Origin of the sequence: Bosea vestrisii, assembly GCF_030144325.1 — a bacterium.
GTDB classification, from domain to species: domain Bacteria; phylum Pseudomonadota; class Alphaproteobacteria; order Rhizobiales; family Beijerinckiaceae; genus Allobosea; species Allobosea vestrisii_A.
On sequence record NZ_CP126307.1, the window covers coordinates 3,340,672 to 3,364,733 of the forward strand.

Annotated in this window: 25 protein-coding genes and 2 pseudogenes; 19 read left to right on the plus strand and 8 right to left on the minus strand. The window is 66.1% G+C overall.

The window, feature by feature from the left end; translation table 11 throughout:
- The first annotated feature begins 13 nt into the window (after positions 1-13).
- The 3 genes and pseudogenes from QO058_RS16585 to QO058_RS16595 all read left to right on the plus strand — a co-directional run bounded on the left by QO058_RS16585 (position 14) and on the right by QO058_RS16595 (position 3,501).
- Positions 14-910: a 2-dehydro-3-deoxygalactonokinase gene (locus QO058_RS16585; protein ID WP_284167399.1), complete on the plus strand. Its 897-nt coding sequence runs from the start codon at positions 14-16 to the stop codon at positions 908-910.
- Positions 907-1,815, plus strand: a complete 909-nt coding sequence (locus QO058_RS16590; RefSeq protein ID WP_284167400.1) for a ribokinase — start codon at positions 907-909, stop codon at positions 1,813-1,815. Before QO058_RS16585 ends, QO058_RS16590 begins: the two co-directional genes overlap by 4 nt.
- A 185-nt stretch (positions 1,816-2,000) precedes the next feature.
- A pseudogene (locus QO058_RS16595) lies at positions 2,001-3,501 on the plus strand (phosphomannomutase/phosphoglucomutase).
- A gap of 33 nt (positions 3,502-3,534) precedes the next feature.
- On the opposite strand, the gene QO058_RS16600 reads toward QO058_RS16595, so the two are convergent.
- Complete coding sequence (locus tag QO058_RS16600; RefSeq protein WP_284167401.1) at positions 3,535-4,086, minus strand: pilus assembly protein N-terminal domain-containing protein; 552 nt, start codon at positions 4,084-4,086, stop codon at positions 3,535-3,537.
- A gap of 413 nt (positions 4,087-4,499) precedes the next feature.
- Here QO058_RS16600 and QO058_RS16605 point away from each other — a divergent pair, with 413 nt between their 5' ends.
- The 13 genes and pseudogenes from QO058_RS16605 (at position 4,500) to QO058_RS16660 (ending at position 14,904) form a co-directional block, all read left to right on the plus strand.
- Positions 4,500-4,670: a Flp family type IVb pilin gene (locus QO058_RS16605; RefSeq protein ID WP_284167402.1), complete on the plus strand. Its 171-nt coding sequence runs from the start codon at positions 4,500-4,502 to the stop codon at positions 4,668-4,670.
- Positions 4,671-4,905: 235 nt separating this feature from the next.
- Positions 4,906-5,418, plus strand: coding sequence for an A24 family peptidase (locus QO058_RS16610; RefSeq protein WP_284167403.1), 513 nt, complete (start codon positions 4,906-4,908; stop codon positions 5,416-5,418).
- Between the two features lie 126 nt (positions 5,419-5,544).
- Entirely contained in the window at positions 5,545-5,877 is a 333-nt protein-coding gene (locus QO058_RS31135) for an SAF domain-containing protein (RefSeq protein WP_347975377.1), read from the plus strand.
- Positions 5,822-6,319: a Flp pilus assembly protein CpaB gene (cpaB, locus tag QO058_RS31140; protein WP_347976586.1), complete on the plus strand. Its 498-nt coding sequence runs from the start codon at positions 5,822-5,824 to the stop codon at positions 6,317-6,319. The genes QO058_RS31135 and cpaB overlap by 56 nt, the downstream gene beginning before the upstream one ends.
- On the plus strand, positions 6,316-7,803 hold the full coding sequence (locus tag QO058_RS16620; protein ID WP_284167404.1) for a type II and III secretion system protein family protein: 1,488 nt from the start codon (positions 6,316-6,318) through the stop codon (positions 7,801-7,803). The genes cpaB and QO058_RS16620 overlap by 4 nt, the downstream gene beginning before the upstream one ends.
- A gap of 19 nt (positions 7,804-7,822) precedes the next feature.
- On the plus strand, positions 7,823-8,566 hold the full coding sequence (locus QO058_RS16625; protein WP_284167405.1) for a CpaD family pilus assembly protein: 744 nt from the start codon (positions 7,823-7,825) through the stop codon (positions 8,564-8,566).
- An 8-nt stretch (positions 8,567-8,574) separates the two neighbouring features.
- A pseudogene (locus tag QO058_RS16630) lies at positions 8,575-9,821 on the plus strand (AAA family ATPase).
- A gap of 2 nt (positions 9,822-9,823) precedes the next feature.
- Complete coding sequence (locus QO058_RS16635; protein ID WP_284167406.1) at positions 9,824-11,263, plus strand: CpaF family protein; 1,440 nt, start codon at positions 9,824-9,826, stop codon at positions 11,261-11,263.
- 20 nt (positions 11,264-11,283) lie between these two features.
- A complete protein-coding gene (locus QO058_RS16640) occupies positions 11,284-12,264 on the plus strand; it encodes a type II secretion system F family protein (RefSeq protein ID WP_284167407.1) in 981 nt (326 codons plus the stop codon).
- 12 nt (positions 12,265-12,276) lie between these two features.
- Complete coding sequence (locus tag QO058_RS16645; RefSeq protein ID WP_284167408.1) at positions 12,277-13,254, plus strand: type II secretion system F family protein; 978 nt, start codon at positions 12,277-12,279, stop codon at positions 13,252-13,254.
- 82 nt (positions 13,255-13,336) lie between these two features.
- Positions 13,337-13,501: a hypothetical protein gene (locus tag QO058_RS16650; RefSeq protein ID WP_284167409.1), complete on the plus strand. Its 165-nt coding sequence runs from the start codon at positions 13,337-13,339 to the stop codon at positions 13,499-13,501.
- A gap of 429 nt (positions 13,502-13,930) precedes the next feature.
- A complete protein-coding gene (locus tag QO058_RS16655) occupies positions 13,931-14,341 on the plus strand; it encodes a hypothetical protein (RefSeq protein WP_284167410.1) in 411 nt (136 codons plus the stop codon).
- Between the two features lie 35 nt (positions 14,342-14,376).
- Positions 14,377-14,904, plus strand: coding sequence for a hypothetical protein (locus QO058_RS16660; protein ID WP_284167411.1), 528 nt, complete (start codon positions 14,377-14,379; stop codon positions 14,902-14,904).
- 170 nt (positions 14,905-15,074) lie between these two features.
- Here QO058_RS16660 and QO058_RS16665 read toward each other — a convergent pair whose 3' ends face one another.
- Positions 15,075-15,917 carry a tetratricopeptide repeat protein gene (locus QO058_RS16665; protein WP_284167412.1) on the minus strand — a complete coding sequence of 281 codons (843 nt, stop codon included), beginning with the start codon at positions 15,915-15,917 and terminating at the stop codon, positions 15,075-15,077.
- A 140-nt stretch (positions 15,918-16,057) separates the two neighbouring features.
- On the opposite strand from QO058_RS16665, the gene QO058_RS16670 reads away from it, so the two are divergent.
- From QO058_RS16670 to QO058_RS16680, 3 genes are all read left to right on the plus strand, one after another.
- Positions 16,058-17,443, plus strand: a complete 1,386-nt coding sequence (locus QO058_RS16670; protein ID WP_432211943.1) for a leucyl aminopeptidase family protein — start codon at positions 16,058-16,060, stop codon at positions 17,441-17,443.
- A gap of 75 nt (positions 17,444-17,518) precedes the next feature.
- Positions 17,519-17,872, plus strand: a complete 354-nt coding sequence (locus tag QO058_RS16675; protein WP_129160184.1) for a MarR family transcriptional regulator — start codon at positions 17,519-17,521, stop codon at positions 17,870-17,872.
- 39 nt (positions 17,873-17,911) lie between these two features.
- Positions 17,912-18,775: a C40 family peptidase gene (locus tag QO058_RS16680; protein WP_284167413.1), complete on the plus strand. Its 864-nt coding sequence runs from the start codon at positions 17,912-17,914 to the stop codon at positions 18,773-18,775.
- Here QO058_RS16680 and QO058_RS16685 read toward each other — a convergent pair.
- The 6 genes from QO058_RS16685 to QO058_RS16710 form a co-directional block, all read right to left on the minus strand.
- Positions 18,769-19,713 carry a 2-hydroxyacid dehydrogenase gene (locus QO058_RS16685; protein WP_284167414.1) on the minus strand — a complete coding sequence of 315 codons (945 nt, stop codon included), beginning with the start codon at positions 19,711-19,713 and terminating at the stop codon, positions 18,769-18,771. The genes QO058_RS16680 and QO058_RS16685 overlap by 7 nt on opposite strands.
- A gap of 14 nt (positions 19,714-19,727) precedes the next feature.
- Positions 19,728-21,035, minus strand: a complete 1,308-nt coding sequence (gene deoA, locus QO058_RS16690; protein WP_284167415.1) for a thymidine phosphorylase — start codon at positions 21,033-21,035, stop codon at positions 19,728-19,730.
- Positions 21,035-21,796, minus strand: a complete 762-nt coding sequence (gene deoC / locus QO058_RS16695) for a deoxyribose-phosphate aldolase (RefSeq protein WP_284167416.1) — start codon at positions 21,794-21,796, stop codon at positions 21,035-21,037. The genes deoA and deoC overlap by 1 nt, the downstream gene beginning before the upstream one ends.
- Before the next feature lie 2 nt (positions 21,797-21,798).
- A complete protein-coding gene (locus tag QO058_RS16700; RefSeq protein ID WP_284167417.1) occupies positions 21,799-22,611 on the minus strand; it encodes a purine-nucleoside phosphorylase in 813 nt (270 codons plus the stop codon).
- A gap of 62 nt (positions 22,612-22,673) precedes the next feature.
- Positions 22,674-23,084: a cytidine deaminase gene (locus QO058_RS16705; RefSeq protein ID WP_284167418.1), complete on the minus strand. Its 411-nt coding sequence runs from the start codon at positions 23,082-23,084 to the stop codon at positions 22,674-22,676.
- 4 nt (positions 23,085-23,088) lie between these two features.
- Positions 23,089-24,060, minus strand: coding sequence for an ABC transporter permease (locus QO058_RS16710; protein WP_284167419.1), 972 nt, complete (start codon positions 24,058-24,060; stop codon positions 23,089-23,091).
- Positions 24,061-24,062 lie beyond the last annotated feature (2 nt).

Here is a 24,062-nt window from a genome sequence, read left to right on the forward strand (position 1 = left end):
GCCGGAGCCTGCCATGCCGAAACCCCTGATCGCGCTCGACTGGGGCACGACGCGCGCTCGCGCCTTCCTGATCGGCGAGGATGGCACGGTGCTGGGCAAGCGCAGTGCCGATCGCGGCATCCAGTCGGTGCCGCCGGGTGGCTTTCCTGCGGCCTTCGCCGAGATCGCCGGCGAATTCCGCCAGGCGCGCTCGGATGCGACGGTGCTGCTCGCCGGCATGGTCGGCAGCCGCAATGGCTGGGTCGAGGCGCCTTATGTCGCCTGCCCTGCGAGCCCCGAAGAGATCGCGGCGGCGGGTCTTGCCGTCACGCTCGACGACGGCACGCAAGCGACCATCCTGCCCGGCCTGTCCTGTGACGAGGGTGCCTTCGACGTGATGCGTGGGGAGGAGACGCTGATCGTCGGCCTCGGCCTCAGCGACGGCATCGCTTGCCTGCCCGGCACCCATTCGAAATGGGCTGAGGTCAAGGGCGGGCGCATCACCCGCTTCGCCAGTTTCATGACCGGCGAGATCTACGGTCTGTTGCGCGAGCATTCGATCCTGGCGCGGCTGGCGAGCGAGCCGACGGGTGATGACGCGGCCGAAGGCGCACGGCGCGGCCTTGCCGCTGCGAAGCGGCCGGGCGGGCTGCTCAACGCCGCCTTCCATGCCCGCAGTGACGTCCTCGGTGGCCGCATGGCTGGCGGTGCGGTCGGCCCTTATCTCTCCGCTTTGCTGGTGGCGCAGGAGATCGAAGGCGCCCGCGCCTTGTTCGGCGGCCTCGCCAATCTCTATCTCGTCGCCGACGGCGTGCTGGCGCAGAGCTATGGCCGGGCGCTCGCCGCAACCGGGCTCGAGCACACTCTGACCACGCCCGAGGACGCCTTTGTCGCCGGCGTGACCCGGCTCGCCGCTGGGCTGCACGCATGATCATCGTTTTTGGCTCGCTCAATGTCGATCTGGTGACGCCGGTCGAGCGCTTGCCGGGTGCGGGTGAAACCGTGTTGGGACCCGGCTATGCCCTGCATCCCGGCGGCAAGGGTGCCAACCAGGCGTTGGCGGCCCGCCGTGCCGGCGCCGAGGTGACGCTGGTCGGGGCGGTCGGCCGCGACGGCTTCGCCGAGATCGCACTCGGGCTCCTCGCCGAGGACGGAGTCGACCTCTCCCATGTCGCGCGCGTCGAGGCGCCGACCGGCGCGGCCTTCATCGCCGTCGATGCCGCCGGCCACAACCAGATCGTTGTCGCGGCCGGCGCCAATGGGCTGGCGAAGGCCGATGCCGTCGAGGCGTTGAAACCGGGCGAGGGCGATCTGCTGCTGCTCCAGCGCGAGGTGCCGGAGAGCGAGTGCGTGCACGCCGCGCAGGCGGTGCGGGCCGGCGGCGGGCGGGTGATCCTCAATCTCGCCCCGGCCGGCGAGCCAGCGCCGGAGCTGTTGGCGCTCACCGACATCCTGATCGTCAACGAGCATGAGGCGCTGATCCTGGCCGGCTCGCTCGGCTGGGCCGAGACGGAACCCGATGTGATCGCGCAGCGCATCGATAGCGAGCGTGATATCGCCTGCATCGTCACGCTCGGCGCGGCCGGTGCCGTCGGTTGGCATGGCGGCGTCCGGCGCAGGCTCGAGGCGCCCGCCGTCGAAGCGGTGGACACGGTCGCCGCCGGCGACAGTTTCGTCGGCGCCTTCGCCGCGGCGCTGCAGGCCGGCTTTGGCTTCTCCGGCGCGCTTCAGCGCGGGCTCGCCGCCGGCTCGCTCGCCTGCACGGTTGCAGGCGCTCAGCCGAGCGTGCCGCGCCGCGACGCAATAGAGACGCTGGTCGGCAAGAGCTTTCTGTAAGCTGGCGTCCGACAGCGTCCGCCATTCCGCTTGAGCTGCGGATCGGCTATGCCGGCCTTGCGTCCTTGCCCCGTCATGCTCAGGCTGCATTCATGTAATCTGTGGCCTGTCCGTTCGGCAGCGCCTTGCTGCATGGTTTTCCGCGCAGGCCTCGCGGCCGGCGCTCCTCGAAAATGGATGGCCCGATGTTTCCGAAGCCCCTGCCCGAGCTCTTCCCGAACACCTTCGACTACGAATCGCTGCCGATGGTGAAGCCAACCGGCTTCCGCGAATACGATGCGCGCTGGTTCTTCGGGAAAGAGCTCAACCTGATGGGCGTGCAGGCGGTCGGCATGGGCCTCGGCACGCTGATCAAGCGCATGGGCGTCAAGCCCGAGATCGTCACCGCCCATGATTTCCGCAGCTATTCCTCCTCGATCAAGATGGCGCTGGTCACAGGCCTGATGGCGGCCGGCTGCAAGGTCCACGATATCGGCCTTGCCATGTCGCCGATGGCCTATTTCGCCCAGTTCGAGCTCGACGTGCCTTGCGTCGCCATGGTCACGGCCTCGCACAACGACAATGGCTGGACCGGGATCAAGATGGGCGCGCAGCGCCCGGTCACCTTCGGCCCGGACGAGATGGGGCAGTTGCGCGATCTCGTGTTGGCTGGCGATTTCGACCTCTCCGGCGGGGGCTCCTACACCTTCGTGCCGGATTTCCCGGCGCGCTACATCGCCGACCTGACCAACCGGCCGAAGATCAAGCGCAAGCTCAAGGTCATCGCCGCCTGCGGCAACGGCACGGCCGGCGCCTTCGCGCCGCAGATCCTGGAAGCGCTGGGCTGCGAGGTCATCCCGATGGATGCCGAGCTCGACCACACCTTCCCGCGCTATAACCCGAACCCTGAAGACATGAAGATGCTGCACGCCATGGCCGACGCCGTGAAGCAGCACGGCGCCGATGTCGCGCTCGGCTTTGACGGCGATGGCGATCGTTGCGGCGTGGTCGACAACCATGGCGAGGGAAATCTTCGCCGACAAGATCGGCGTGATGCTGGCCCGCGACCTCGGCAGGCTCAATCCGGGCGCGCAATTCGTCGTCGACGTCAAGTCGACCGGCCTGTTCTCGACCGATCCCGAATTGCAGCGACTCGGCGTCAAGACCGACTACTGGAAGACTGGCCACTCCTACATCAAGCGCCGCGTGCGCGACCTGAACGCGCTCGCCGGTTTCGAGAAATCGGGCCACTTCTTCTTCAACGCGCCGGTCGGCCGCGGCTATGATGACGGCGTCGTCACCGCCATCGCCATCATCGACATGCTCGACCGCAACCCCGGCAAGTCGATGGCCGAGCTCTACGCCGCCGTGCCCAAGACCTGGGGCACGCCGACTATGGCCGCCAAATGCGCCGACGAGATCAAGTATGGCGTCAGCGACAAGATCACCAAGCGCATCGAGGCGATGAAAGCGGCGGGCGAGAAGATCGCCGGCCAGGCGATCCGTGACGTCATCACCGTCAACGGCGTGCGCGTCGTCAACGAGGACGGCACCTGGGGCCTGATCCGCGCCTCCTCGAACAAGCCCGAGCTGGTCGTAGTCTGCGAGAGCCCGGTCTCGGAAGCGCGTATGCGCGAGATGTTCAAGGCGATCGACGGCGTTCTGCGCGAGAATCCCGAAGTCGGCGCCTACAACCAGACGATCTGATCAGGCTTTCGATGCCGGGCGCGGGGGAGGAGCTTACTTCTTCTCTGCGCCTGTCGCAGCCGCGTTGCGTGCACCACTTTGACCACTTGTGCTATCGAAGAAGTTCTTGGAATCGCCGAGCTGTGCGCTCGGCTGGCAGGCCGGCGTGCAAGAATAGCTCTCGCGCTCGAGGCCGCGCTGCACGGTCAGGATGGAATCTCTCGCGGCACCGACACGCAAGGTGGATTCCGCCAGCAGTGCGCCGGTCGCATCGAGCGCGATCAGGTTGGTGACGCCGTAGCTCTTGCCGGTGACGACCATGACGCCGTTGCGCTGGACCGTGACATCCGCGATCGCCGGATTGCCGACGATCACCGTCTGGGCCCTCTCCGGTAGCCGCAGCACCTTGGCGTGGTCGACCGTCACCGTGACAGCGTCGATTCTCGCGTCGTCGCCACGGATTTCCGGAGCCGGAGCGGTAACAAGCCTGGCTTGTGCGCGTGCGAGGTCGGGTGAGAGGCTCAACCAACCGGCCAACGCGAGCCCGGCGCAGAGGAGCACCGGTAAGCTTTTGCTGAGCCGCGATCCCGGCATCGCAATGGACATGGTCCGCGCCCCAAAGTTTCGAACAGCCCGAGCAAAGCGGAAAATGATGAATGGTTCGCTAAGACGGCGATCTGCGCGAGGAGCGAGCCGGCACGGCAGCCATCGAAGCTCGGTCGGGTGTAGTGAAAAACGCAAGCGTATGACGAAGTCGTTTCAATTGACGCAGCGTAATATTTTGCAATTATCCGAGGTTGCTCAGATAAACTGGCTCTCAGGAAAATTTTATACCAACAGTTAACTACGATTTTGTGCTAAAGCCCTATTAACCATCGAGTGAAGACCTGTAAAATTCGGGGAATTAGTCGGTCGCTTTAACAGATCGGCAAGGCGGGACCCGTAACGTCACTCCTGTCGCTGACCGAAGCCACTTAGAGCGAAGGCAGCAGTCAAACGTGGTGCAAAGGAGACTACCCATGAAGAACCTGTTTGCTCGCTTCGCCAAGGACGAGTCCGGCGCGACCGCCATCGAGTACGGCCTGATTGCCGCTCTCATCGCCGTCGTCTGCATCGCCGGCTTCCGCACGGTCGGCACAGACCTGCTGGCCTTGCTCAACCGAATCGCAGCGCAGCTCACGGCCGTCTGAGACCGCAGGTTGGATCCCGTCGCATTCGGGGGAATCATCCGAATGCGAGAAACGTGATCGATTCTATGAGTTTCACGCAAGGCTCTAGGCGAGCCGCGCCCAAGGAATATTTCAACGCCCCGGACAAGTCCGGGGCGTTTCTTATTCCGCTCCTGCATAAGGCCCGCGTCGGTAAAGCTTTGGTCAGGACGTTGCCGCAACATATCGGCAGTTCGCACGTATCCGGATGGACGCTATGTCGCTTTCACTGATTGCTCTTTTCGTCGTCTTCCCTGCGGCCATGGCCTATGCGGCGGCCAGCGACCTCGTCTCGATGACGATCCCGAACTGGCTTTGCCTGCTTCTGGTTGCTGGGTTCGCGGTCTGCGCCGCTTCGCTCGGCCTGAGCTGGAGCGCGATCGGCTGGCATGTCGCTGCGGGCCTCGCCATGCTGGCAGTCTGCTTCGGCCTGTTCGCGGCCGGCTGGATTGGCGGCGGCGACGCCAAGCTCGCGGCGGCGACTACGCTCTGGTTCGGCTTCGAGCAATTACTGCCCTATCTGCTATTCGCCTCGCTGGCGGGCGGCGTGCTGACCGTCGTGCTGGTCAAGCTGCGCTCGCTCCCGCTACCCGGGCCGGCCAGGGTGTGGAACTGGGCGCAAAGGCTGCACGGCGTCGAGAAGGGAATTCCCTACGGTATCGCGCTCGCCATCGCCGGCCTGATCGTGCTGCCCGACACGGCGCTCTGGCGCGCGGCGATCGGCGTTTGAGCGGCTCGTTCTTATTCCTGAATGGCCGATCCGCGCAAAAAGATACCTCCGGTTAACCATAAGTTGACGATTCCCGGGCCACGATCCCGCTGAGGGTCGGCGCATGCCGGCCAAGGATCGTGTGCCATGAGTCCCGCTCGTATCATCATTCTCGCCGTAGCGGTGGTCGCCGGGCTCGGAGCCGCCCTGTTGATCGGCCGCCCGCCGAAGGTCACGACTCCGTCGGAGACCAGATATGAGCCGGCTCCCACAGTCGAGGTGCTGGTGGCGGCCGTCGATGTGCCGCTTGGCAACAAGCTGGCTGCGAGCGATCTGAAATGGTTGGCCTGGCCGCTGGCAAGCCTGCCTCCTGCGGTGATCCGTCGCCAGGATCTTCCCGGGGGCGAGCGAGTTCGTCGGCCAGATCGCCCGCGCGCCGCTTTACAGCTCGGAGCCGGTCCGTCGCGAGAAGCTGCTTAAGGCCGACTCCGGCTTCCTCTCGGCGATTCTGCCGCCGGGCAAGCGGGCGGTCGCCATCACCACCGACAATCGCGGCGCCAACACCGCTGGCGGCTTCATCCTGCCCAATGACCGCGTCGACGTGGTCCGTACGAGCCGCGACGACAGCAACTCCAAGGATGGCTCGCCGCCAGTAAGCGAGATCCTGGTCGCAAACGTCCGCGTGCTGGCGATCGGCCAGAGCATCCAGGAGAAAAACGGCGAGAAGGTCGTCATCGGCGAGACCGCGACACTCGAGCTCGATCCGAAGCATGTCGAGGCCGTGACGCTGGCGCAGAAGACCAGCACCCTCTCACTGGCGCTGCGAAGCCTGCAGGATGCCGGCGAGAAGAGCCCACCAAGCGATGAGGGCGGGCTCACGCTCGTGCGCTTCGGTGTCGTCACCAAGGCGGTGAAGCCATGATCCCAATGCCGAAGCCCGCTCCGTCGCTGCGCCGTCGCCAGCGGCATATCCTCGTCATGCCGCTGGCGGTCCTGCCTCTGGTGCTGCCGCTCTCCACCGGGCCGGCTCTGGCGCAGAGCAAGGGCGCCGCCCCGGTCCTGAATGTGGGGGCCAGCGAACACGCGATTTCGCGCCGGCTTGATCTCTCGATCGGCCGCTCGCTGATCGTCGAATTGCCGCGCGACGCCAAGGAAGTCTTCGTCGCCAATCCCAAGGTGGCAAACGCGGTGGTGCGCTCCGCCCGCAAGCTTTTCGTCATCGGCATGGCCGACGGCTCGACCTCGATGTTCGTGATGGACGCCGAAGGCCGCCAGATCACGGCGCTCGAGATCGAGGTCGGCCGCGACCTCAACGTGCTCCGTCAGACGTTGCGGACCGCGATGCCGGGCGCCGACATCCAGGTCAAGCCTGCAGGGAACTCGATCCTGCTGGTCGGCAATGTCGCGAGCGCTTCTGAGGCGACGCAGGCGATGGACATCGCCAATGCCTTCGTCGGTGTCTCCGGCGAGGGCGCGAATGCCACCAAAGGCGCGGTGATCAACTCGCTGACGATCCGCGGGCGCGATCAGGTCATGGTCAAGGTCACCGTCTCGGAGGTCTCCCGCAAGGCGATCAAGCAGCTTGGCGTCAACTCGACGGGCGAATGGAAGCTCGGCAAATTCAGCCTCTCCCCGACGATCGAGACGCCGTTCTCGCTGCAGCCGCAGCAGCTGGCCGCCACGGCGATCGGTGCGGGCATCGGCAATTCCACGAACATTACGCTACGCGCGCTTGAGCGCGCAGGCCTGTCGCGAGTGCTGGCTGAGCCGACCGTCACCGCGATCTCCGGCGAAAGCGCCAAGTTCACAGCCGGCGGCGAGATTCCGATCCCGAACGGTTATTCCTGCGACCTCTCGAATCGATGCGTTCTCAACATCGCCTACAAACCCGTTGGCGTCTCCCTGAACTTCACGCCGATCGTGATGTCAGAGGGCAAGATCTCGATGCGCATCGCCACCGAGGTCACGGAACTCGACTTCGAGAACCAGCTCCGTCTGAACCCCACCGAGAGCACTGCAGTGAACGCGCCCGGCTTCCGCGTCCGCAAGTCCGACACCACCGTCGAGCTGCCCTCCGGCGGCACGCTCGCGACGGCCGGACTGATCCAGCGTGTCTCGCGCCAGGCGATCAATGGTTTGCCCGCACTGATGAACATCCCGATCATCGGTGCGATGTTCCGCTCGCGCGACTATCAGCGCGAGGAAACCGAACTGATGATTTCGGTGACCCCATACATCGTGAAGCCGGTCGGGCCCAACGCGCTGCAGCGCCCAGATGACGGCTTCGTCGAGGCGCACGATGCCCAGACCATCCTGATGGGGCGGTTGAACAAGATCTACGGGTCGACGAGCGGCGGGCCGATCCCGCAGGCCTACAAGGGCCGTGTCGGCTTCATCGCCGACTGAGGATGAGGCTGCGAAAAAGATGACAATCGTGATCGTGACCAGCAGATCGCACCCTACAGGCCGAACTGCGCTGCCAGCCGCACTCGGCCTCGCGCTCCTGCTCGGAGCTTGCGCCAAGGGCGACATCTCGACGTCGGGCATTTCCACCGATACCCGCGAGCGCCACCCGATCGTGCTGCGCGACGCGCCGCGTTCCCTCGATGTCTTCGTAGGCCGGGCAGGTGGCGGGCTGGATTCACGCCAGGCCGACGACGTCGCCCGCTTCGGCGAAGACTATCGGCGGAGCGGCAAAGGCGGCCTTGTCGCTGAGGTTCCAACGGGAACCGGTCGCGATCTGGCCGCCCGGGACACACTCGAGGGCATTCGCCGCTCGCTCGCCCGGGCCGGCGTCTCGCCCGGCGCTCTTTCGGTCAGGACCTATCCCATCGCCGATCCCGGGCTCGCCTCGCCGATCCGCCTGACCTATGCCTCGCTGCAGGCTGGGCTGCCTCATTCCTGCGGGCAATGGCCGACCGATCTTGGAGCTTCAAGCTACCAGACAAGCGCCACGAACGAGCCCTACTGGAATCTCGGCTGCGCCACCCAGGCCAATCTCGCGGCGCAGATCGCCGATCCGCTCGATCTGGTGCGGGCGCGCAGCGAAGGCCGGCTCGACACGCAAAAGCGCATGGAGGCGGTCAAGAAGCTGCGCGAAGGCAAGGATCCGTCGACGCAGTATCGCCAGGAACAGACCAAGCTCAGCGACGCCGTCGGAGGCAAATGATGGCGGACATGCCGGGATTTGAGCCGGGTACCGGCGGCGAGGAGATCATCGCCCCGCTGCCACGTGTCACCTTGCAGGCCTTCTGCGAGACGCGGGAGGTCGCGGACTCCATGCAGGCTGTCGCCGCCGACCGCCGAATGGACAAGGTCCAGGCCCGCATTCAGATGGGGGCCCGGCCGCGGCGGTCGAGGCTTTCCGGGGCGCGCCGACGCCGAACGTGATCGTCCTGGAAACGGTCAGCGAACCATCGGGACTGATCGCGAATCTCGATGCGCTCGCCGGGAGCTGTGATCCGGGCACCAAGGTCGTCGTGATCGGGCACGTCAACGATATCCAGCTCTATCGCGAGCTGATCCGGCGCGGCGTCAGCGACTATCTGGTTGCTCCGTTCGGCGTTCTCGACCTGCTGCGTACCCTGTCCGAGCTTTATGCCGCGTCGGGCTCTGCGATGCTCGGGCGCACCATGGCCATCGTCGGCGCCAAGGGCGGGGTCGGCGCCTCCACCGTCGCGCATAATGTCGCTTGGGCGATCGCCCGCGATCTCGGTGCCTCGACAGTGATCGCCGATCTCGACATCGCCTTCGGTACAGCCGGGCTGGATTTCAATCAGGACCCGCCGCAGGGCATCTCCGATGCCGTGTTCGCCCCGGAGCGGCTCGACGCCAATATGCTCGACCGGCTTTTGTCGCGCTGCAGCGAGAACCTCTCTTTGCTCGCGGCTCCAGCCATATTGGATCGGACCATCGATCTCGGCGACGACGCGTTCGAACTCCTGTTCGATCTGCTGCGCGCGAGCGTGCCCTGTATCGTGCTGGACGTGCCGCATCTGTGGTCCGGCTGGGCGAAGCGCGCGCTCGTCGGCGCCGACGAGGTGGCGATCGTCGCCGCGCCTGAGCTCGCCTCGCTGCGCAACGCCAAGAATCTGGTGGATCTCCTGCGTGCGGCCCGGCCGAACGATTCGGTACCGCGTCTGATCCTGAACCAGGTCGGCCTGCCCAAGCGGCCCGAGATCGAGGCCGGCGAGTTTGCCAAAGCCATTGGGATCGAAGTCTTGAGCTCCATCCCGTTCGATGCGCAGCTCTTCGGCACGGCGGCCAACAACGGTCAGATGATCGCCGAAGTCCAGTCGGGCGGGAAGACGGCGGAGGCCTTCGTCCAGATCGCAACCGCTCTCACCGGGCGCGGCGAGCAGAAGCGCGGCAAGCGCGGCCTGTTCGAGCCCCTGGTCGCCAAGCTGATGCGTCGAAAGGCCTGAAGATGTTCGGCAAGCGACAAGCGACTGCCCCGGCTCCAACGATGCAGCCGAACGCAGCGCCGCTCTCGTCGGTGCGCCCGGTCGAATCGCGTTCCGCCGCCGCCGAGGCGCGTCGACCGCCGCCACCTGCGCCGGTCGAGGCGCAAAAATCCGACGAATACTACCAGATGAAGAGCATGATCTTCGGTGCTCTCATCGAAGCGATCGATCTCTCTCAGTTGGCCAAGCTCGACGGTGAATCGGCCCGCGAGGAAATCCGCGACATCATCAACGAGATCATCTCGCTGAAGAACGTCGTGCTCTCGATCTCCGAGCAGGAAGAGCTGCTCGACGACATTTGCAACGACGTCCTCGGCTACGGACCATTGGAGCCGTTGCTCGCCCGCGACGACATCGCCGACATCATGGTCAATGGCGCCGGCCGGACCTTTATCGAGACCGGCGGCAAGATCCAGCTCACCAGCATCCGCTTTCGTGACAACGCGCAGCTGATGAATATCTGCCAGCGCATCGTCAGCCAGGTCGGCCGCCGCGTCGACGAGTCCTCGCCGATCTGCGATGCGCGCCTTGCCGACGGCTCGCGCGTCAACGTCATTGCTCCGCCGCTCGCGATCGATGGACCGGCCCTCACCATCCGCAAGTTCAAGAAGGACAAGCTGACGCTCGATCAGCTCGTTCGTTTCGGCGCGATCTCGCCGCCCGGCGCCGAGATCCTGAAGATCATCGGCCGGGTCCGCTGCAATATCGTGATTTCGGGCGGTACCGGCTCCGGCAAGACGACGCTGCTCAACTGCCTGACCAACTACATCGAGCATGACGAGCGCGTGATCACCTGCGAGGACGCGGCCGAACTGCAATTGCAGCAGCCGCACGTGGTCCGCCTCGAGACCCGTCCGCCCAATCTCGAAGGGTCGGGAGCGGTCACCATGCGCGATTTGGTCAAGAACTGCCTGCGCATGCGGCCCGAACGCATCATCGTCGGCGAAGTCCGCGGTCCCGAGGCTTTCGACCTGCTTCAGGCGATGAACACCGGCCATGACGGCTCGATGGGCACGCTGCACGCCAATACGCCGCGCGAATGCCTGAGCCGTATTGAATCGATGATCACCATGGGCGGCTTCAGCCTGCCTTCGAAAACCTTGCGCGAGATGATCTGCTCCTCGGTCGACGTCATCATCCAGGCGCAGCGTATGCGCGACGGTTCGCGTCGCATCACTCACATCACCGAGGTGATGGGCATGGAAGGCGACGTAATCATCACCCAGGACCTGATGCTCTACGATGTGCTCGGCGAGGATGCGAATGGCAGACTGATCGGCCGGCACCGCTCTACCGGTATCGGTCGGCCGCGCCTCTGGGAGCGTGCACGCTATTTCAACGACGAGCAGAGGCTCGCTACGGCGCTCGACCAGCTCGAGGCCGAAGGCCGGGCCGACGCCTAGACGCTGAGAGAAGGCACGCCATGGACTATGGCCAGATCGCCGCCGCCATCCTCGCCGCTATCTCCGCGGGCGGCGTCGCCTATGCTCTCTTCTATCCCCGGCTCAGCGGCCAGGCGCGCGCCGAGCAGCGGCGCCGCGAGTTTGCCGCCCCGGCTGCAATTCGCGCTGCGGCGGATCGCGAGGCGCAGGGCCAGGCCAGACGCGGGCAGGTCGCGCAAAGCCTCAAAGACATCGAAAACCGCGAGAAGGCACGCCACAAGATCACGATAGAGAGCCGGATCGAGCAGGCCGGTCTGTCCTGGTCTCGCAAGCAATACTGGCTGCTCGGCGTGGCGCTGGGCATCGCCCTGGCCACTGCGCTTCTTATCGCCTCGGGCAACTGGGTCGTCGGGCTGGTCGGCTTCCTTATCGGCCTTTTCGGCTTGCCGCGCTTTTATCTGGCCTATCTCGGCAAGAGGCGGATGCTGCGCTTCACCAATGAATTTCCGAACGCGCTCGATGTCATCGTGCGCGGCATCAAGTCGGGCCTGCCGCTGAACGATTGCGTGCGCATCATCGCCAGTGAGGCTCAGGAGCCGGTCAAGACCGAATTCCGGCTGATCGTCGAAGCGCAGACGCTCGGCATGTCTCTGACGGACGCCGCGACCAAGCTGTTCGAGCGCATGCCCTGCGCCGAGGCCAACTTTTTCGGCATCGTCCTGGCGATTCAGCAGAAGACCGGCGGCAATCTCGCCGAGACCTTGGCCAATCTGTCGCGCGTCATCCGCGAGCGCCGCAAGATGCGCGACAAGATCCAGGCGGTATCGATGGAGGCGAAGGCCTCCGCCGCGATCATCGGCTCCCTGCCTCCCGCCGTCGCCGGCCTCGTCTACGTGACGAGCCCGGGCTACATGGATGCGCTTTTCACGACCGACGCAGGCCGTATTGCGCTCGTCGGCTGCGGCGTCTGGATGCTTGTCGGCATCCTTATCATGCGCAAGATGATCAACTTCGAGATCTGAGGAGCTTCCGGCATGCTCGCGCCCCTGATCGAGAACCTCGCCGACATGAGGCTCCTGCTTGCGCTGGTCGGTGGGCTCGCCGTCGCGGTCACGATCATGACCGTGGCGGCGCCTCTGCTCGAAGGCAATGTGCTGGGCAAGCGCATGAAATCCGTCGCTACCGAGCGCGACAAAATCCGTGCGCGCGAGCGTGATCGGCTGGCGCGCAAAGTTGACAAAGTCTCGCTCCGACAGGAGCCAAAGGCTTTCATGCGCAGCATAGTCGAGCGCTTCAAGCTCGGCGACTGGCTAGGTACCGAGAGTGCCAAGAAGCAGCTCGCCATGGCCGGGTTCCGGGGCCAACAAGCCGAGGTCGGCTTCCTCTTCTTCAGGCTGGTCACCCCGATCGGCCTCTTCCTGTTCGCCTTGTTTTACCTCTTCGTACTCAACAGCTTCGACCAGACCTTTATCGTGCGGGTCGGTATCGTGATCGGCGCTGCCTATCTCGGCATCAAGGCGCCCGAAATCTATCTCTCCAACACGATATCCAAGCGTCAGCTCTCGATGCGGCGTGCCTTTCCGGACGCGCTCGATCTGATGCTGATCTGTGTCGAATCGGGCATGTCGATCGAGCTTGCCTTCCGCAAAGTCGCGGCGGAGATCGGCAGCCAGTCAGTGCCTTTGGCGGAAGAGTTCTCGCTCTGCACGGCCGAGCTGTCTTACCTCTCCGAACGTCGGCAGGCTTACGAAAATCTTGCCCTGCGCACCGGTCTGGAATCGGTGAAATCGGTGTGTACGGCGCTGATCCAGGCCGAACGCTACGGCACGCCGCTCGGAACCGCCCTTCGCACGCTTGCGCAGGAGAGTCGCGATCAGCGGATGAACGAGGCGGAGAAGAAGGCTGCCTCATTGCCGCCGAAGCTGACCGTGCCGATGATCCTGTTCTTCCTGCCGGTGCTCTTCGTGGTGATTATGACGCCGGCGATCCTCAAGGTCTTCAAGGCATTCTGACGGGGCGCGGCCGGCGTGTCGGACCTCATTCAAGATGAGACTGTCTCACTCACGATGAGACTGAAATGTGCTCGAATCTCACTTGGATGAGACCGATATGCACTCGGTGCCTATCGGAGAATCAAGCAATTTCAGAGTGTTGACGCTGCATGGGCTGCCCGAGGCGATTGCGCATCCCGAAAACATCCTCTGGAGCGGTAGATTTTTGGGTGAAATCGACAACGTGTTTTCAGTCTCGCTGCAGTGAGGTTTTTGAGCACGCACCAGCTCGCTTATCGGCGCCTAGTCCGTTGATGGCCCTTAGCCGACGTCCGGAACGTCTGCTTCCGGGCAGCCTGCCGAGCCTTGCAGCCAAGCAGCTGTTGGCGGCCTTTCCGAGACACCCGATGAACGCGCCGCTTGGGGCGCGCTAAAGGGTCTGTCGCGGCCGCTGCCGGTCGTCCTTGCGCCGCTCAACCCAGGCCGATGATGTAGCGAGCGTCGCTACGTACCGCGCCAGAATGGGCGGCGATTTGAGGATGCTCGAACAGCGCACAACCGCGGAACGCGGGGCGCTCGTTTTGGCGATGGTCGGGGCTTGCTAGCTCACGCTGCGAACTTACGCGGCCGTCAAGCCCCTATTCAAGGGCTCCTAGCAGCGCCTCGTGTCGTGGGCGGGATATACGAGGCCCTGCATTTGTTTCTGTTCCCGTTATATTCGCGTGAGCGATTCCGCTTCACCCCCTCCTATAAGGACGCTGAATGGCCGAGCCGATCACGATCACCGCGCTGCTTCTCGCCGGCGCCGCAGCATGCGACCCGCGAGGAGGGGCGACGCGATCTCGATCGTCATCTCGGCAACCATCTCGAGCCGCAGGAGGCGGTCGAACTCGAACCCCTCGTGAACGGTCTGATCGAGGCGCTGCGTGCGGATACGACCGCGCGGCAAGTCGTTCACGCCCGGATCGGCCTCGACCTCGACGTAGGTGGCGACGCTCTGTTGAAGGATATCCAAGGCGCTCGCGAGATGGTCGTGAAAGCCAAGACGACCGGAAATTTCACGCTTGATGGCGTGAAGACGGACGGCGGAAAAGACTCGGGAAAATAGTCGGCGCGCTCGACGATCCGGATCGCGCGCCGGTATTGGGCAAGGATCATGGGTCTCCCGTCATCGCCATTCAGGCGACGGCGGGCGGGGACAACATTATCTATGTCACCGTCGAAAGCGGCGGCAGCGAGTTCCGGGCCTTCGCGGAGCAAAGTCGGGTGATCCAGGAAGCCCTCCTGGCCAACCAGGCCATGCTTCAGACACTGGTGCAGCGCGATCAGAGCGCCGTGGCTTTGACCACGGACGCTACGACAGCCATTGCCTCCGCGGTCGAAAGGCACCTGGACACCACGATCGACGGCTGCCGGGACACCCTGATGCGGGGTAAGCCGCGAGCAGCGCTCGCTGTTTTCGAGACCCTTTTCACTAGCCTTGAACCGACGGCATCGGACCGGATCCGTTTTCGGATCAAGGCCAACATGGGGCATTGCCTCCTGGGCCTCGGAGAGGAGGACGGGGCGGCGGACATGCTCGACGAAGCCGTCGCGTTTGCCCCCGGTGATCCGAAAGCGATCGCGAATAAGGTGCTCGCACTCGTCCTACGGAGCGAAAACACCCAATGAGATTCCTGATAGGAACGAGCTTGTCAGTCTCATCTTGAATGAGACCCGACACCGGCGGCTCCGCCTTCTATTCGACCGAGCAGGAATCTCGGTATTCGTCCGCAGCCGGATCTGATGGTCGGCGAACTGGTCGGCTTGCTGGATTGGCAATTGTGGAGCGACGGGGAAAGTCAGCCCGTCGGCTGGGAAGCCCTCTCGGGCGCCGCTGCGCGAGCCGCGGGCTTGGCCTTGCCGCCACGCAGCAAATCCCAGCTGTTCGGCTGGCTGACCGAGCGGCGCAGATAGGCGATCGTCGAAGAGGCTTCGGCCGGGCTCATGTCCTGCCGCGCGACCTGCTCGGCTTCCTGGAAGCGCCCCTGCAGGCCGAGCACCAGGACGAGGTTCTGGCGCACCCTGCTGTCGGCCCCTGGGCCCCCGGCAGCTTCGCGCAGCACGCGTTCAGCATCCGGCAGGCGCTTCGACAGGGCGAGCGACAGGCCAAGATTCGACATCACGGTCGGCTCGCTTGGCGCCAGCTTCAGCGCGGCCGAATAGAGCTGCTGGGCACGGTCATGCTCGCCGAGCTGGTCGGCGACGGTGCCCTGTGCCGACAGGATCCGCCAATCGGGCCTCTCCGGCATATGGGCGCGGCTCAGCACGTCATCGGCCTGCTTCAAGCGGCCATTGTCGGCGAGCGAGCGGCCATAAGCACCGAGCAGCTCGCGATCCTCGGTATGGACGAGCACGGCGCCTTCCAGGATGGCGAGAGCCTGCGCGTTCTTGTCGAGCGCGCGCAAGGCGCGGGCGTAGAAGAAGGCTGCGTTTCGATCCTTCTGATTCGCCTCGTAGCGCGGGGCCCATTGCGCCTCCTCGCTGCGCCATTGCGCCTCGGTGCGTGGCTGGGTCTGCTTGGTGCCTATCGAACCAGTGACGTCGCCGGGACCGCCGCGCATCTGGCAGGCGCCAAGCGCCAGGCAGATGGCCGAGGCGGCGGCGAGATGGCCGAAACGGGACGCGCGGATACGGATGGACATCGGCCGGAACGCCTCGCCGGTACGGGAAACTGTTGCCTGCGGTGATAAAACGTTAACCCTAACGGATTGTTAATCAGGTGGGTTGCACCGGCGTCGCGCGCCTGGCACCCCAAGGTTTCGTCATCCGAGGTTCGTCGACCGTGCACCCGTTGCTGCTCCCTGCCGGAACACCCGCCATCCCCGTCCATTGCGTCGCCAAGGCCAACTGGCCGGCCTTGCAAGAAAAACTCGCCTCCGTCTCACGCAGCTTTGCCCAGGCTCAGGGCTTCGAAGCACGGACCGGGCAGCATGTCCTGCTGCCGGATGTGGCGGGTTCTCTTGCGGCCGTACTGCTCGGGGTCGATGTGGCGGGGCCGCGGCGGCGCGATCCGTTCGCACCCGGCCGTCTCGTCACGAGCCTGCCGCCGGGCAACTACGCTCTTGCGGGCGATATTGGCGATGCCAGCCTCGCGGCACTCGGCTGGCTGCTCACCGCCTATCGTTTCGAGCGCTACCGCAAGCAAAAGCCGATCGCAGCCCGGCTCGTCCTGCCCGAGGGCGTCGACGGCGAGGAACTGACCAATCTCGCCGAGGCGACGGCGCTGGCGCGCGATCTCGTCAACACCTCCGCTGCCGATCTCGGTCCCGTCGAGATCGAGGCGGCCGTGCGGACGCTGGCGCAAACCCATGGTGCCGAGGTCGACAGCATCGTCGGCGACGATCTGCTCGTGGCCAATTTTCCGATGATCCATGCCGTCGGCCGGGCTTCGACGCGGGCGCCGCGACTGATCGATCTCCATTGGGGGGCGGCCGATCACCCAAAGGTGACCCTGGTCGGCAAGGGTGTCGCCTTCGACACCGGCGGGCTCAACCTCAAGACCGATGCCGGTATGCTGCTGATGAAGAAGGACATGGGCGGCGCGGCGGCGGCGATCGCCGCGGCGCGCATGATCATGCAGGCGAAACTGAAGGTCCGCCTGCGCCTGCTGGTTCCTGCCGTCGAAAACGCCGTCTCCGGCGCCTCCTTCCGTCCCGGCGATGTGCTGCAGAGCCGAAAGGGGCTGACCGTCGAGATCGGCAACACCGACGCCGAGGGGAGGCTGATCCTCGCCGATGCGCTGGCGCTCGCCGACGAGGAGGCACCCGAGCTGCTGATCGATTTCGCGACGCTGACCGGGGCCGCCCGCGTCGCGCTCGGGCCCGAGCTGCCGCCGTTCTATACCCATGACGACGGGCTGGCAGCCGAGATCGCTCGCCTCAGCGCTGCGGTGAACGATCCGGTCTGGCGCATGCCGCTCTGGCCGCCCTATGACGGCATGCTCGATTCCAAGATCGCCGACCTCAACAATGTCTCCGGCGGCGCCTTCGCCGGCTCGGTGACGGCCGCGCTCTTCCTCAACCGCTTCGTCGAGAAGAGCCGCTCCTACGCGCATTTCGACATTTACGGCTGGAACCCCTCGACCAAGCCGGGCCGGCCCGAGGGCGGCGAGTGTCAGGCGGCGCGGCTGACCTATGCCTTGGCGAAGCAGCTTTATGGCGCCCGTTAAGCCTGCCTTGCGACTTCGGTTGCGCACTGTCCGCGGTGCGATAATGATACGGCCCCGTAACGATCCGGGGACGGCATGGCGCTGGAGATCAAGCCGACACAGGCGCTCAGGCTCTGGCGCGAGGTGCATCTCGATCTGGTGCGCGATACGCAAGCCGACCTGTCGGTGCGCCAGACCGCAATCCTGCTGACCATTTATCTCGAGTTGCCGCCGCATACCGTACGTGGCCTCGCGGCGCGGCTCGGCGTGACCAAGCCGGTGATCACCCGCGCCCTCGACAGCATGGGCAAGCTCGGCCTGGTCACGCGCAAGCGCGACGAGTTCGACAAGCGGAATGTCGTGATCCAGCGGACCGTGGCGGGTGCCCTCGCGGTCGAGCATCTCGCGGATCTGGTCACCGCGCGGGCGCGCGAGCTCGGCGCTGCCTGAGCGCTTCGTCCGTTAACCGGACCCGGCTAGAGTGCTGCCATGACCGCGATTCTTGACCGCCGCCTCACGCCCGCCCGCCCGGATCTCGCCGCCCGTCATCTCGACGGCAAGGTCGAGGCCCTTGCCTTCGCCGATCCGATCCCGATGCGGGTCGTCACGCCCTCAGCGCCGCTGCGGCGCGAGCCCAGGCCCGATGCGCCGCTCGACACCGAGGCGCTCGCTGGCGAGGCCGTCCGGGTCTACGAGCAGCATGAGGGTTGGGCCTGGGGCCAGCTCGTCGGCGATTCCTATGTCGGCTACCTGCCGGAGGACTGCCTCGCGGGCGACGCGCCGGTGCCGACGCATCGCGTCAGTGCGCTTCGGACCTTCGTCTACCCCGGGCCCTCGATCAAACTGCCGCCGCTGGAGGCGCTGTCCATCGGTGCGGCACTGGCAGTCACCGGCGAGAGCGGCGACTTCTTCACGACCGGGCATGGCGGCTACATCTTCAAGCAGCATCTTTGTCCGCGCGATCAGCACGAGCCCGATTTCGTCGCCATCGCCGAGCGATTCCTGCACGTCCCCTATTTATGGGGCGGCAAGACCAGCCTCGGCCTCGACTGCTCGGCGCTGGTCCAGCTCTCGCTGGCTGCGGCTGGCGTGGCCGCGCCGCGCGATTCCGATATGCAGGAACAGGGGCTCGGCGAGGCGCTCGCCTTCGATGATCGTCTGAATGGCCTCAGCCGCGGCGACCTCGTCTTCTGGAAAGGCCATGTCGGCATCATGACCGGCCCGGACACGCTGCTGCACGCCACGGCCTTCACCATGAGCGTGATCAGCGAGCCCTTGCCCCCGGCGCGCGACCGCATCCTCGCCCGCAATGGCGGGCCGATCACTGCGATCAAGCGATTGGCGCCTCAGTAGCCCCGCGTCGGATCGACGACGTTCTCGAGCGCGCCGCCGGCCTCCAGCCGCCTGATCTGCGCCGCGATCTGGTCGGCAACAGCTTCCGGCGCCGACATGGCGGCATTATGCGGCGTCACCGTCACGGCGGGATGGCTCCACAGCGGCGAAGCCTGCGGCAGCGGCTCGGTCTCAAAGACGTCCAGCACCGTAGCCCTGAGCTCGCCGGCGTCGAGCGCCGCCAGGATGTCGGCCTCAACCTGCAATTTGCCGCGCCCGGCATTGATCAGCGCCGGCCCGCCGAGCCGGCCGTCGCGCGCCAGCCTTGCCAGCAACGGGCGGTTCAGGATGCCGTGCGTCTCCGGCGTATGCGGCAGCAGGCTGACGAGGATGTCGGTGCGGGCGAGGAAGGCTGCGAGGCCGTCCTCGCCGGCGAAGGTGGTGAGGCCTTCGATCGTTTTTGGCGAGCGGCTCCAGCCGGCGACATCGAAGCCGATCATCTGCAGCTTGCGCGCCGCATCCTGCCCGAGTTCGCCGAGCCCCATGATGCCGACGCGCACCTCGCGCGCTGCTGGCTGGTTCCGGTCGTCATCCCAGAGCGTCTCGCGCTGCTGGCGGTCATAGCGGTGCTGCTGGCGCAGCTGCATCAGGCAGTGCAGCACGACGTATTCGCTCATCCGTGTCGTCAGATCCGGGTCGATCACCCGTGCGATCGGCGCCTCAGGCAGGCGGCTATCGGCGAAGAGATGGTCGACGCCGGCACCGAGCGAGAAGATCGCGGCGAGGTTGGGCAGGCCGGCAAGGCTACCCTCCGGATGCTTCCAGCTCGCGACATAATGGACGGCGCGCCGATCGAAGGGTTCGCCCAGGGTGACGATCGGCAGCTCGGGCAGCAGCGCCGCGAAGCGCTCGCGCCAGCTCTCGACATGCCAGCCGGTGATGGCCAGAAGCAGGCTCATGGGCAGAAACTTTCCTAGGCGGGGATGATCAGCGGCCCACGCGTAACAGCCGCTTCGCCGCGGCGATAGGCGCTCTTCAGGCGGATGCGGGCGGCGTCGAAGCCGGCTTCGCTGCGGGCATGGATGATGCCGAGCGGCCGGTCCGGCCCGACCCGGTCGCCGAGCCCGGCCAGCTCGACGATGCCGACGGCATGGTCGATCTCGTCCTGCGGGCGGGTGCGCCCGCCGCCGAGCGCGACCACGGCGAGGCCGATGCCGCGCGTGTCGATCGCTTCGACCAGCCCGGGCCGGTCGGAGAAGACCGGGCGGACGATCGGCGCGCGGGCGAGATGCCGCTCGGGATGCTCCAGCAGGTCGGCCGGACCGCCCAGCGCCGCGATCATGTGGATGAAGCGCTCCGCTGCGGCGCCGCTGGCGAAGGCGTCCTCGATCTTCGCGACTGCCTCCTCGCGCGTCGCAGCGAGCCGGCCGAGCAGCAGCATCTCGGCGGACAACGCCACCGTGACCTCGTGGAAGCGCGGTTCGCGCCGGCGCCCGGTCAGATGGTCGAGCGCATAGGCGACCTCGAGCGCATTGCCGGCGGCCGAGGCCAGCGGCTCGCTCATATCGGTAAGCAAGGCCCGCGTCGGCAGGCCGGCGCCATTGCCGACGTCGGAGAGGCTCTGCGCCAGCGCCTCGGCCTTGTCGAAATCGCGCATGAAGGCGCCGGAACCGAATTTCACGTCCATGGCGAGGCCATGCAGGCCGGCGGCAAGCTTCTTCGACAGGATCGAGGCGGTGATCAGCGGGATCGATTCGACCGTGCCGGTGACATCGCGGATCGCATAGAGGCGCTTGTCGGCCGGGGCGAGGTCGGCGGTCTGGCCGATGATGGCGCAGCCGACCTCGCGCACGACATGGCGGAAGAGGTCGATGCCCGGCTGGGTGACGTAGCCCGGCACCGCGTCGAGCTTGTCGAGCGTGCCGCCGGTATGGCCGAGGCCGCGGCCAGAGATCATCGGGACATAGCCGCCGCAGGCCGCGACCGCAGCCGCGAGCGGCAGCGAGACCGTGTCGCCGACGCCGCCGGTCGAGTGCTTGTCGAGCGCCGGACCGGGCAGGTCGCGCCAGTCCAGCACCGTGCCGGAATCGCGCATGGCGAGCGTCAGCGCGACACGTTCCTCAGCATCCATGTCGCGGAAGAAGATCGCCATGGCGAAGGCGGCGGCCTGGCCCTCGCTGACCGAGCCATCGGTCAGGCCCGCTATCATCTGGCGGATGTCCTGGGCATTGAGGCGCTCGCCGTCACGCTTGGCGGCGATGATCTCCTGTGGCAGGCGCATCAATAGGCTCCGTCGGTCCGTTCGGCCGGGGCGGTGCCGGCGATGATGTCGGCGAGGACGCCGTAGAGCCCGCTCGCGCCGAAGCGGAAGGTCTGAGGCGTCGCCCAGTCCGGGCCCATCAACTCATTGGCAAGGTCGAGATAGGTCTTCGCATCGGCGAGCGTACGCAGGCCGCCGGACGGCTTCAGACCGACCGGTTTGCCTGAGGCCTTGATCGCCTCCAGCATGGTGCGAGCGGCGGCCGGCGTGGCGGATGTCTTGGTCTTGCCGGTCGAGGTCTTGATGAAGTCGGCCCCGGCCGCGATAGCGAGTTCGGAGGCCGCGCGCACCGCTGCCTGATCGGGATATTCTCCGGTCTCGAGGATGACTTTGAGCGTCTTGTTGCCGCAGCTGCCGCGTGCTTCGGCGACCATCTCACGGGCGATCTCGGCATCTCCGGCTAGGAAGGCGCGCCAGGGAAGCACCAGGTCGATCTCGTCGGCGCCATCCGCGATCGCCTCGGTGATATCGCTGCCGATCAGGCTGCAATTGCTGTTGCCGGCCGGGAAATTGATCACCGTCGCGATCCTGACCGGCGAGGCCTTCAAGCTCTGGCGGGCCAGCTTGACGAATTGCGGCCAGATGCAGATTGCCGCGACTGGGCCAGGCGCCGCGACGGCGCGGGCGCAAAGCTGCAGCGCGCCGGTCTCACTGGCCTGATCGGACAAATCGGTCAGGTCGAGCAGGCGTAGCGCGCGCAGGGCGAGATCGGCATCGGACATGGTCAGAGCTCGCTCAGGAAGGCGCGCAGCACCCGCCGCAGCGCGGTGGTCGCGGTCGCGGCGACATCGCGCGTCTCGCCATGGCTGGGCGCGCCGCCCAGGATGCCCGCCCCCATATTGGTGACGATCGAGATGCCGGCGACACGCAGGCCGTAGCGGCGCGCCAGGATCACCTCCGGCACGGTCGACATCCCCACGAGGTCGGCGCCGAGCGTCTTGGCCATCTTGATCTCGGCCGGCGTCTCGAAGCTCGGCCCGGAGAACCACATATAGACGCCCTCGCCCATATTGGCGCCGCTGGCGGCGGCGGCTTTCTTCAGTCGGGCGCGCAGATGCGGGTCATAGGCGTCGATCATCGGCACGAAACGGCCGTCGCCGGTATCGCCGACCAGCGGGTTGGGGCCGTTATAGTTGATGTGGTCGGTGATCAAAGCGAGGCTGCCGGGGCGCAGATCCGGCCGCAGCGAGCCGGCGGCGTTGGTCAGCACCAGCGGCGGCGAGCCGAAGGCGGCGAGCATGCCGAGTGGCACGCGCATGATCGCGGGATCGCCGGTTTCGTAGAAATGCGCGCGACCCTCGAAGACCAGCACGCGCTTGCCGTGCAGCACGCCATAGCTGAGCCGCTTGGCATGGCCCGAGACCGACCCTTTCGGAAAGCCCGGGATTTCCTCGAAGGGAACGGAGATCGGATCGACCATGTCGTCGATGATGCGTCCGAGCCCGGTGCCGAGTACGATGGCGCAGTCGATGCCGCCATCGATGCCTCGATCGATCAGTACCGATGCCGCTCGGTCGAAAAGCGCATCCGCCGCCATGTTGTCTGCTCCATCGGCGCGTTTTCCGCGCTCATCGGGTCGTCGCAGGGGACGCCCGCAAATCAGGTCGGCAAATTGGCCGGTCCGAACGAGGCTGGCAACAGCTCGGCCAGCGAAAAACGCGTACGAATGCCCTCGGGCCCGGCGATGACGATCGGTATCTCCGGGCCGGCGAATTCGCGGATGCGCTGGCGGCAGGCACCACAGGGCGTCACCAGCTCGGCACCGTCGCCGATGATGAGGATGGCGCGGATGGCGCGCGCCCCGCCGGCGACCATCGCCGAGATCGCGCCGGCCTCGGCGCAGGCGCCGACTGGATAGGCGGCATTCTCGACATTGCAGCCGGGATAGATCGTGCCGTCATCGGCCAGGATGGCAGCGCCGACCTTGAAGCGCGAATAGGGCGCATAGGCCTTCTGCTGCGCGGCTAGAGCCGCGGCGAAGAGCGCGTCGAGATCGGGTTCGGCGGACACCTCTTCAACGCTCCTTCACATAGGGCAGGCCCGAGGCCTTGGGCGGCGTCGCCCTGCCGATGAAGCCGGCGAGCAGCACCACCGTCATCACATAGGGCAGGGCCTGGATCGCCTGGACCGGGACGAGGCCGATGCCCGGCAAACTCACGCCCTGGAGCCGGATCGCGACCGCGTCGAGCAGACCGAAGAGCAGGCAGGCGAACAAAGCCGGCCAGGGCCGCCAATTGGCGAAGATCACCGCGGCGAGCGCGATGAAGCCCTTGCCGGCCGTCATCTGCGGCAGGAAGCCGGCCGATTGCGAAACGGCGAGATAGGTACCCCCTAAACCGCAAAGCGCGCCGCAGATGATCACCGCGGCATAGCGCAGGCCGGCGACCGAGACGCCGGCGGTGTCGACCGCCGCTGGATTCTCGCCGACGGCACGCAGGCGCAGGCCGAAGCGGGTGTGTTTCAGCGTCAGCGCCGTCAGCACGAGGGCAAGCACTGCGAGATAGACCGGTGCGGCATGGCCAGAGATCGCGATGTCGTAGATCGGGCCGAGGACCGGGACCTCCTTGAGGGTCCCAACCAAAGGCAGGTCGAGCTCGGGAAAGCGCGCCGAGCCTTCGAGATTCGGCGTGCGTCCGCCCTGGCCGTACCAGGCATTGCCGAGGATGGCAGTGAGCCCGACCGCGAGCATGTTGATCGCGACGCCGGAGACGATCTGGTTGCCGCGCCAGGTGATCGCGGCAAAGCCGTGCACCAGCGACAGCGCGATGGCGGCGAGCATGCCGGCGCCCAGGCCCGCCCAGGCCGAGCCGCTGTGATAGGCGGCGACCGCAGAGGCGAAGGCGGCGATCAGCATCTTGCCTTCGAGCCCGATGTCGACGACGCCGGAGCGCTCCGACCAGAGCCCGGCGAGCGCCGCGCAGAGCAGCGGGATCGACAGGCGGATCGTCGAATCGAGGATGACGGCAAGGGTCTGGACGATCTCCATCG

Excerpts from the sequence above, each read along its gene's own strand:
- QO058_RS16585 (WP_284167399.1), top strand. The coding sequence starts at position 14 with ATGCCGAAACCCCTGATCGCGCTCGACTGGGGCACGACGCGCGCTCGC.
- QO058_RS16590 (WP_284167400.1), top strand. The coding sequence starts at position 907 with ATGATCATCGTTTTTGGCTCGCTCAATGTCGATCTGGTGACGCCGGTC.
- QO058_RS16600 (WP_284167401.1), bottom strand. The coding sequence starts at position 4,086 with ATGTCCATTGCGATGCCGGGATCGCGGCTCAGCAAAAGCTTACCGGTG.
- QO058_RS16605 (WP_284167402.1), top strand. The coding sequence starts at position 4,500 with ATGAAGAACCTGTTTGCTCGCTTCGCCAAGGACGAGTCCGGCGCGACC.
- QO058_RS16610 (WP_284167403.1), top strand. The coding sequence starts at position 4,906 with ATGTCGCTTTCACTGATTGCTCTTTTCGTCGTCTTCCCTGCGGCCATG.
- QO058_RS31135 (WP_347975377.1), top strand. The coding sequence starts at position 5,545 with ATGAGTCCCGCTCGTATCATCATTCTCGCCGTAGCGGTGGTCGCCGGG.
- QO058_RS16620 (WP_284167404.1), top strand. The coding sequence starts at position 6,316 with ATGATCCCAATGCCGAAGCCCGCTCCGTCGCTGCGCCGTCGCCAGCGG.
- QO058_RS16625 (WP_284167405.1), top strand. The coding sequence starts at position 7,823 with ATGACAATCGTGATCGTGACCAGCAGATCGCACCCTACAGGCCGAACT.
- QO058_RS16635 (WP_284167406.1), top strand. The coding sequence starts at position 9,824 with ATGTTCGGCAAGCGACAAGCGACTGCCCCGGCTCCAACGATGCAGCCG.
- QO058_RS16640 (WP_284167407.1), top strand. The coding sequence starts at position 11,284 with ATGGACTATGGCCAGATCGCCGCCGCCATCCTCGCCGCTATCTCCGCG.
- QO058_RS16645 (WP_284167408.1), top strand. The coding sequence starts at position 12,277 with ATGCTCGCGCCCCTGATCGAGAACCTCGCCGACATGAGGCTCCTGCTT.
- QO058_RS16665 (WP_284167412.1), bottom strand. The coding sequence starts at position 15,917 with ATGTCCATCCGTATCCGCGCGTCCCGTTTCGGCCATCTCGCCGCCGCC.
- QO058_RS16675 (WP_129160184.1), top strand. The coding sequence starts at position 17,519 with ATGGCGCTGGAGATCAAGCCGACACAGGCGCTCAGGCTCTGGCGCGAG.
- QO058_RS16680 (WP_284167413.1), top strand. The coding sequence starts at position 17,912 with ATGACCGCGATTCTTGACCGCCGCCTCACGCCCGCCCGCCCGGATCTC.
- QO058_RS16685 (WP_284167414.1), bottom strand. The coding sequence starts at position 19,713 with ATGAGCCTGCTTCTGGCCATCACCGGCTGGCATGTCGAGAGCTGGCGC.
- deoA (WP_284167415.1), bottom strand. The coding sequence starts at position 21,035 with ATGCGCCTGCCACAGGAGATCATCGCCGCCAAGCGTGACGGCGAGCGC.
- deoC (WP_284167416.1), bottom strand. The coding sequence starts at position 21,796 with ATGTCCGATGCCGATCTCGCCCTGCGCGCGCTACGCCTGCTCGACCTG.
- QO058_RS16700 (WP_284167417.1), bottom strand. The coding sequence starts at position 22,611 with ATGGCGGCGGATGCGCTTTTCGACCGAGCGGCATCGGTACTGATCGAT.
- QO058_RS16710 (WP_284167419.1), bottom strand. The coding sequence starts at position 24,060 with ATGGAGATCGTCCAGACCCTTGCCGTCATCCTCGATTCGACGATCCGC.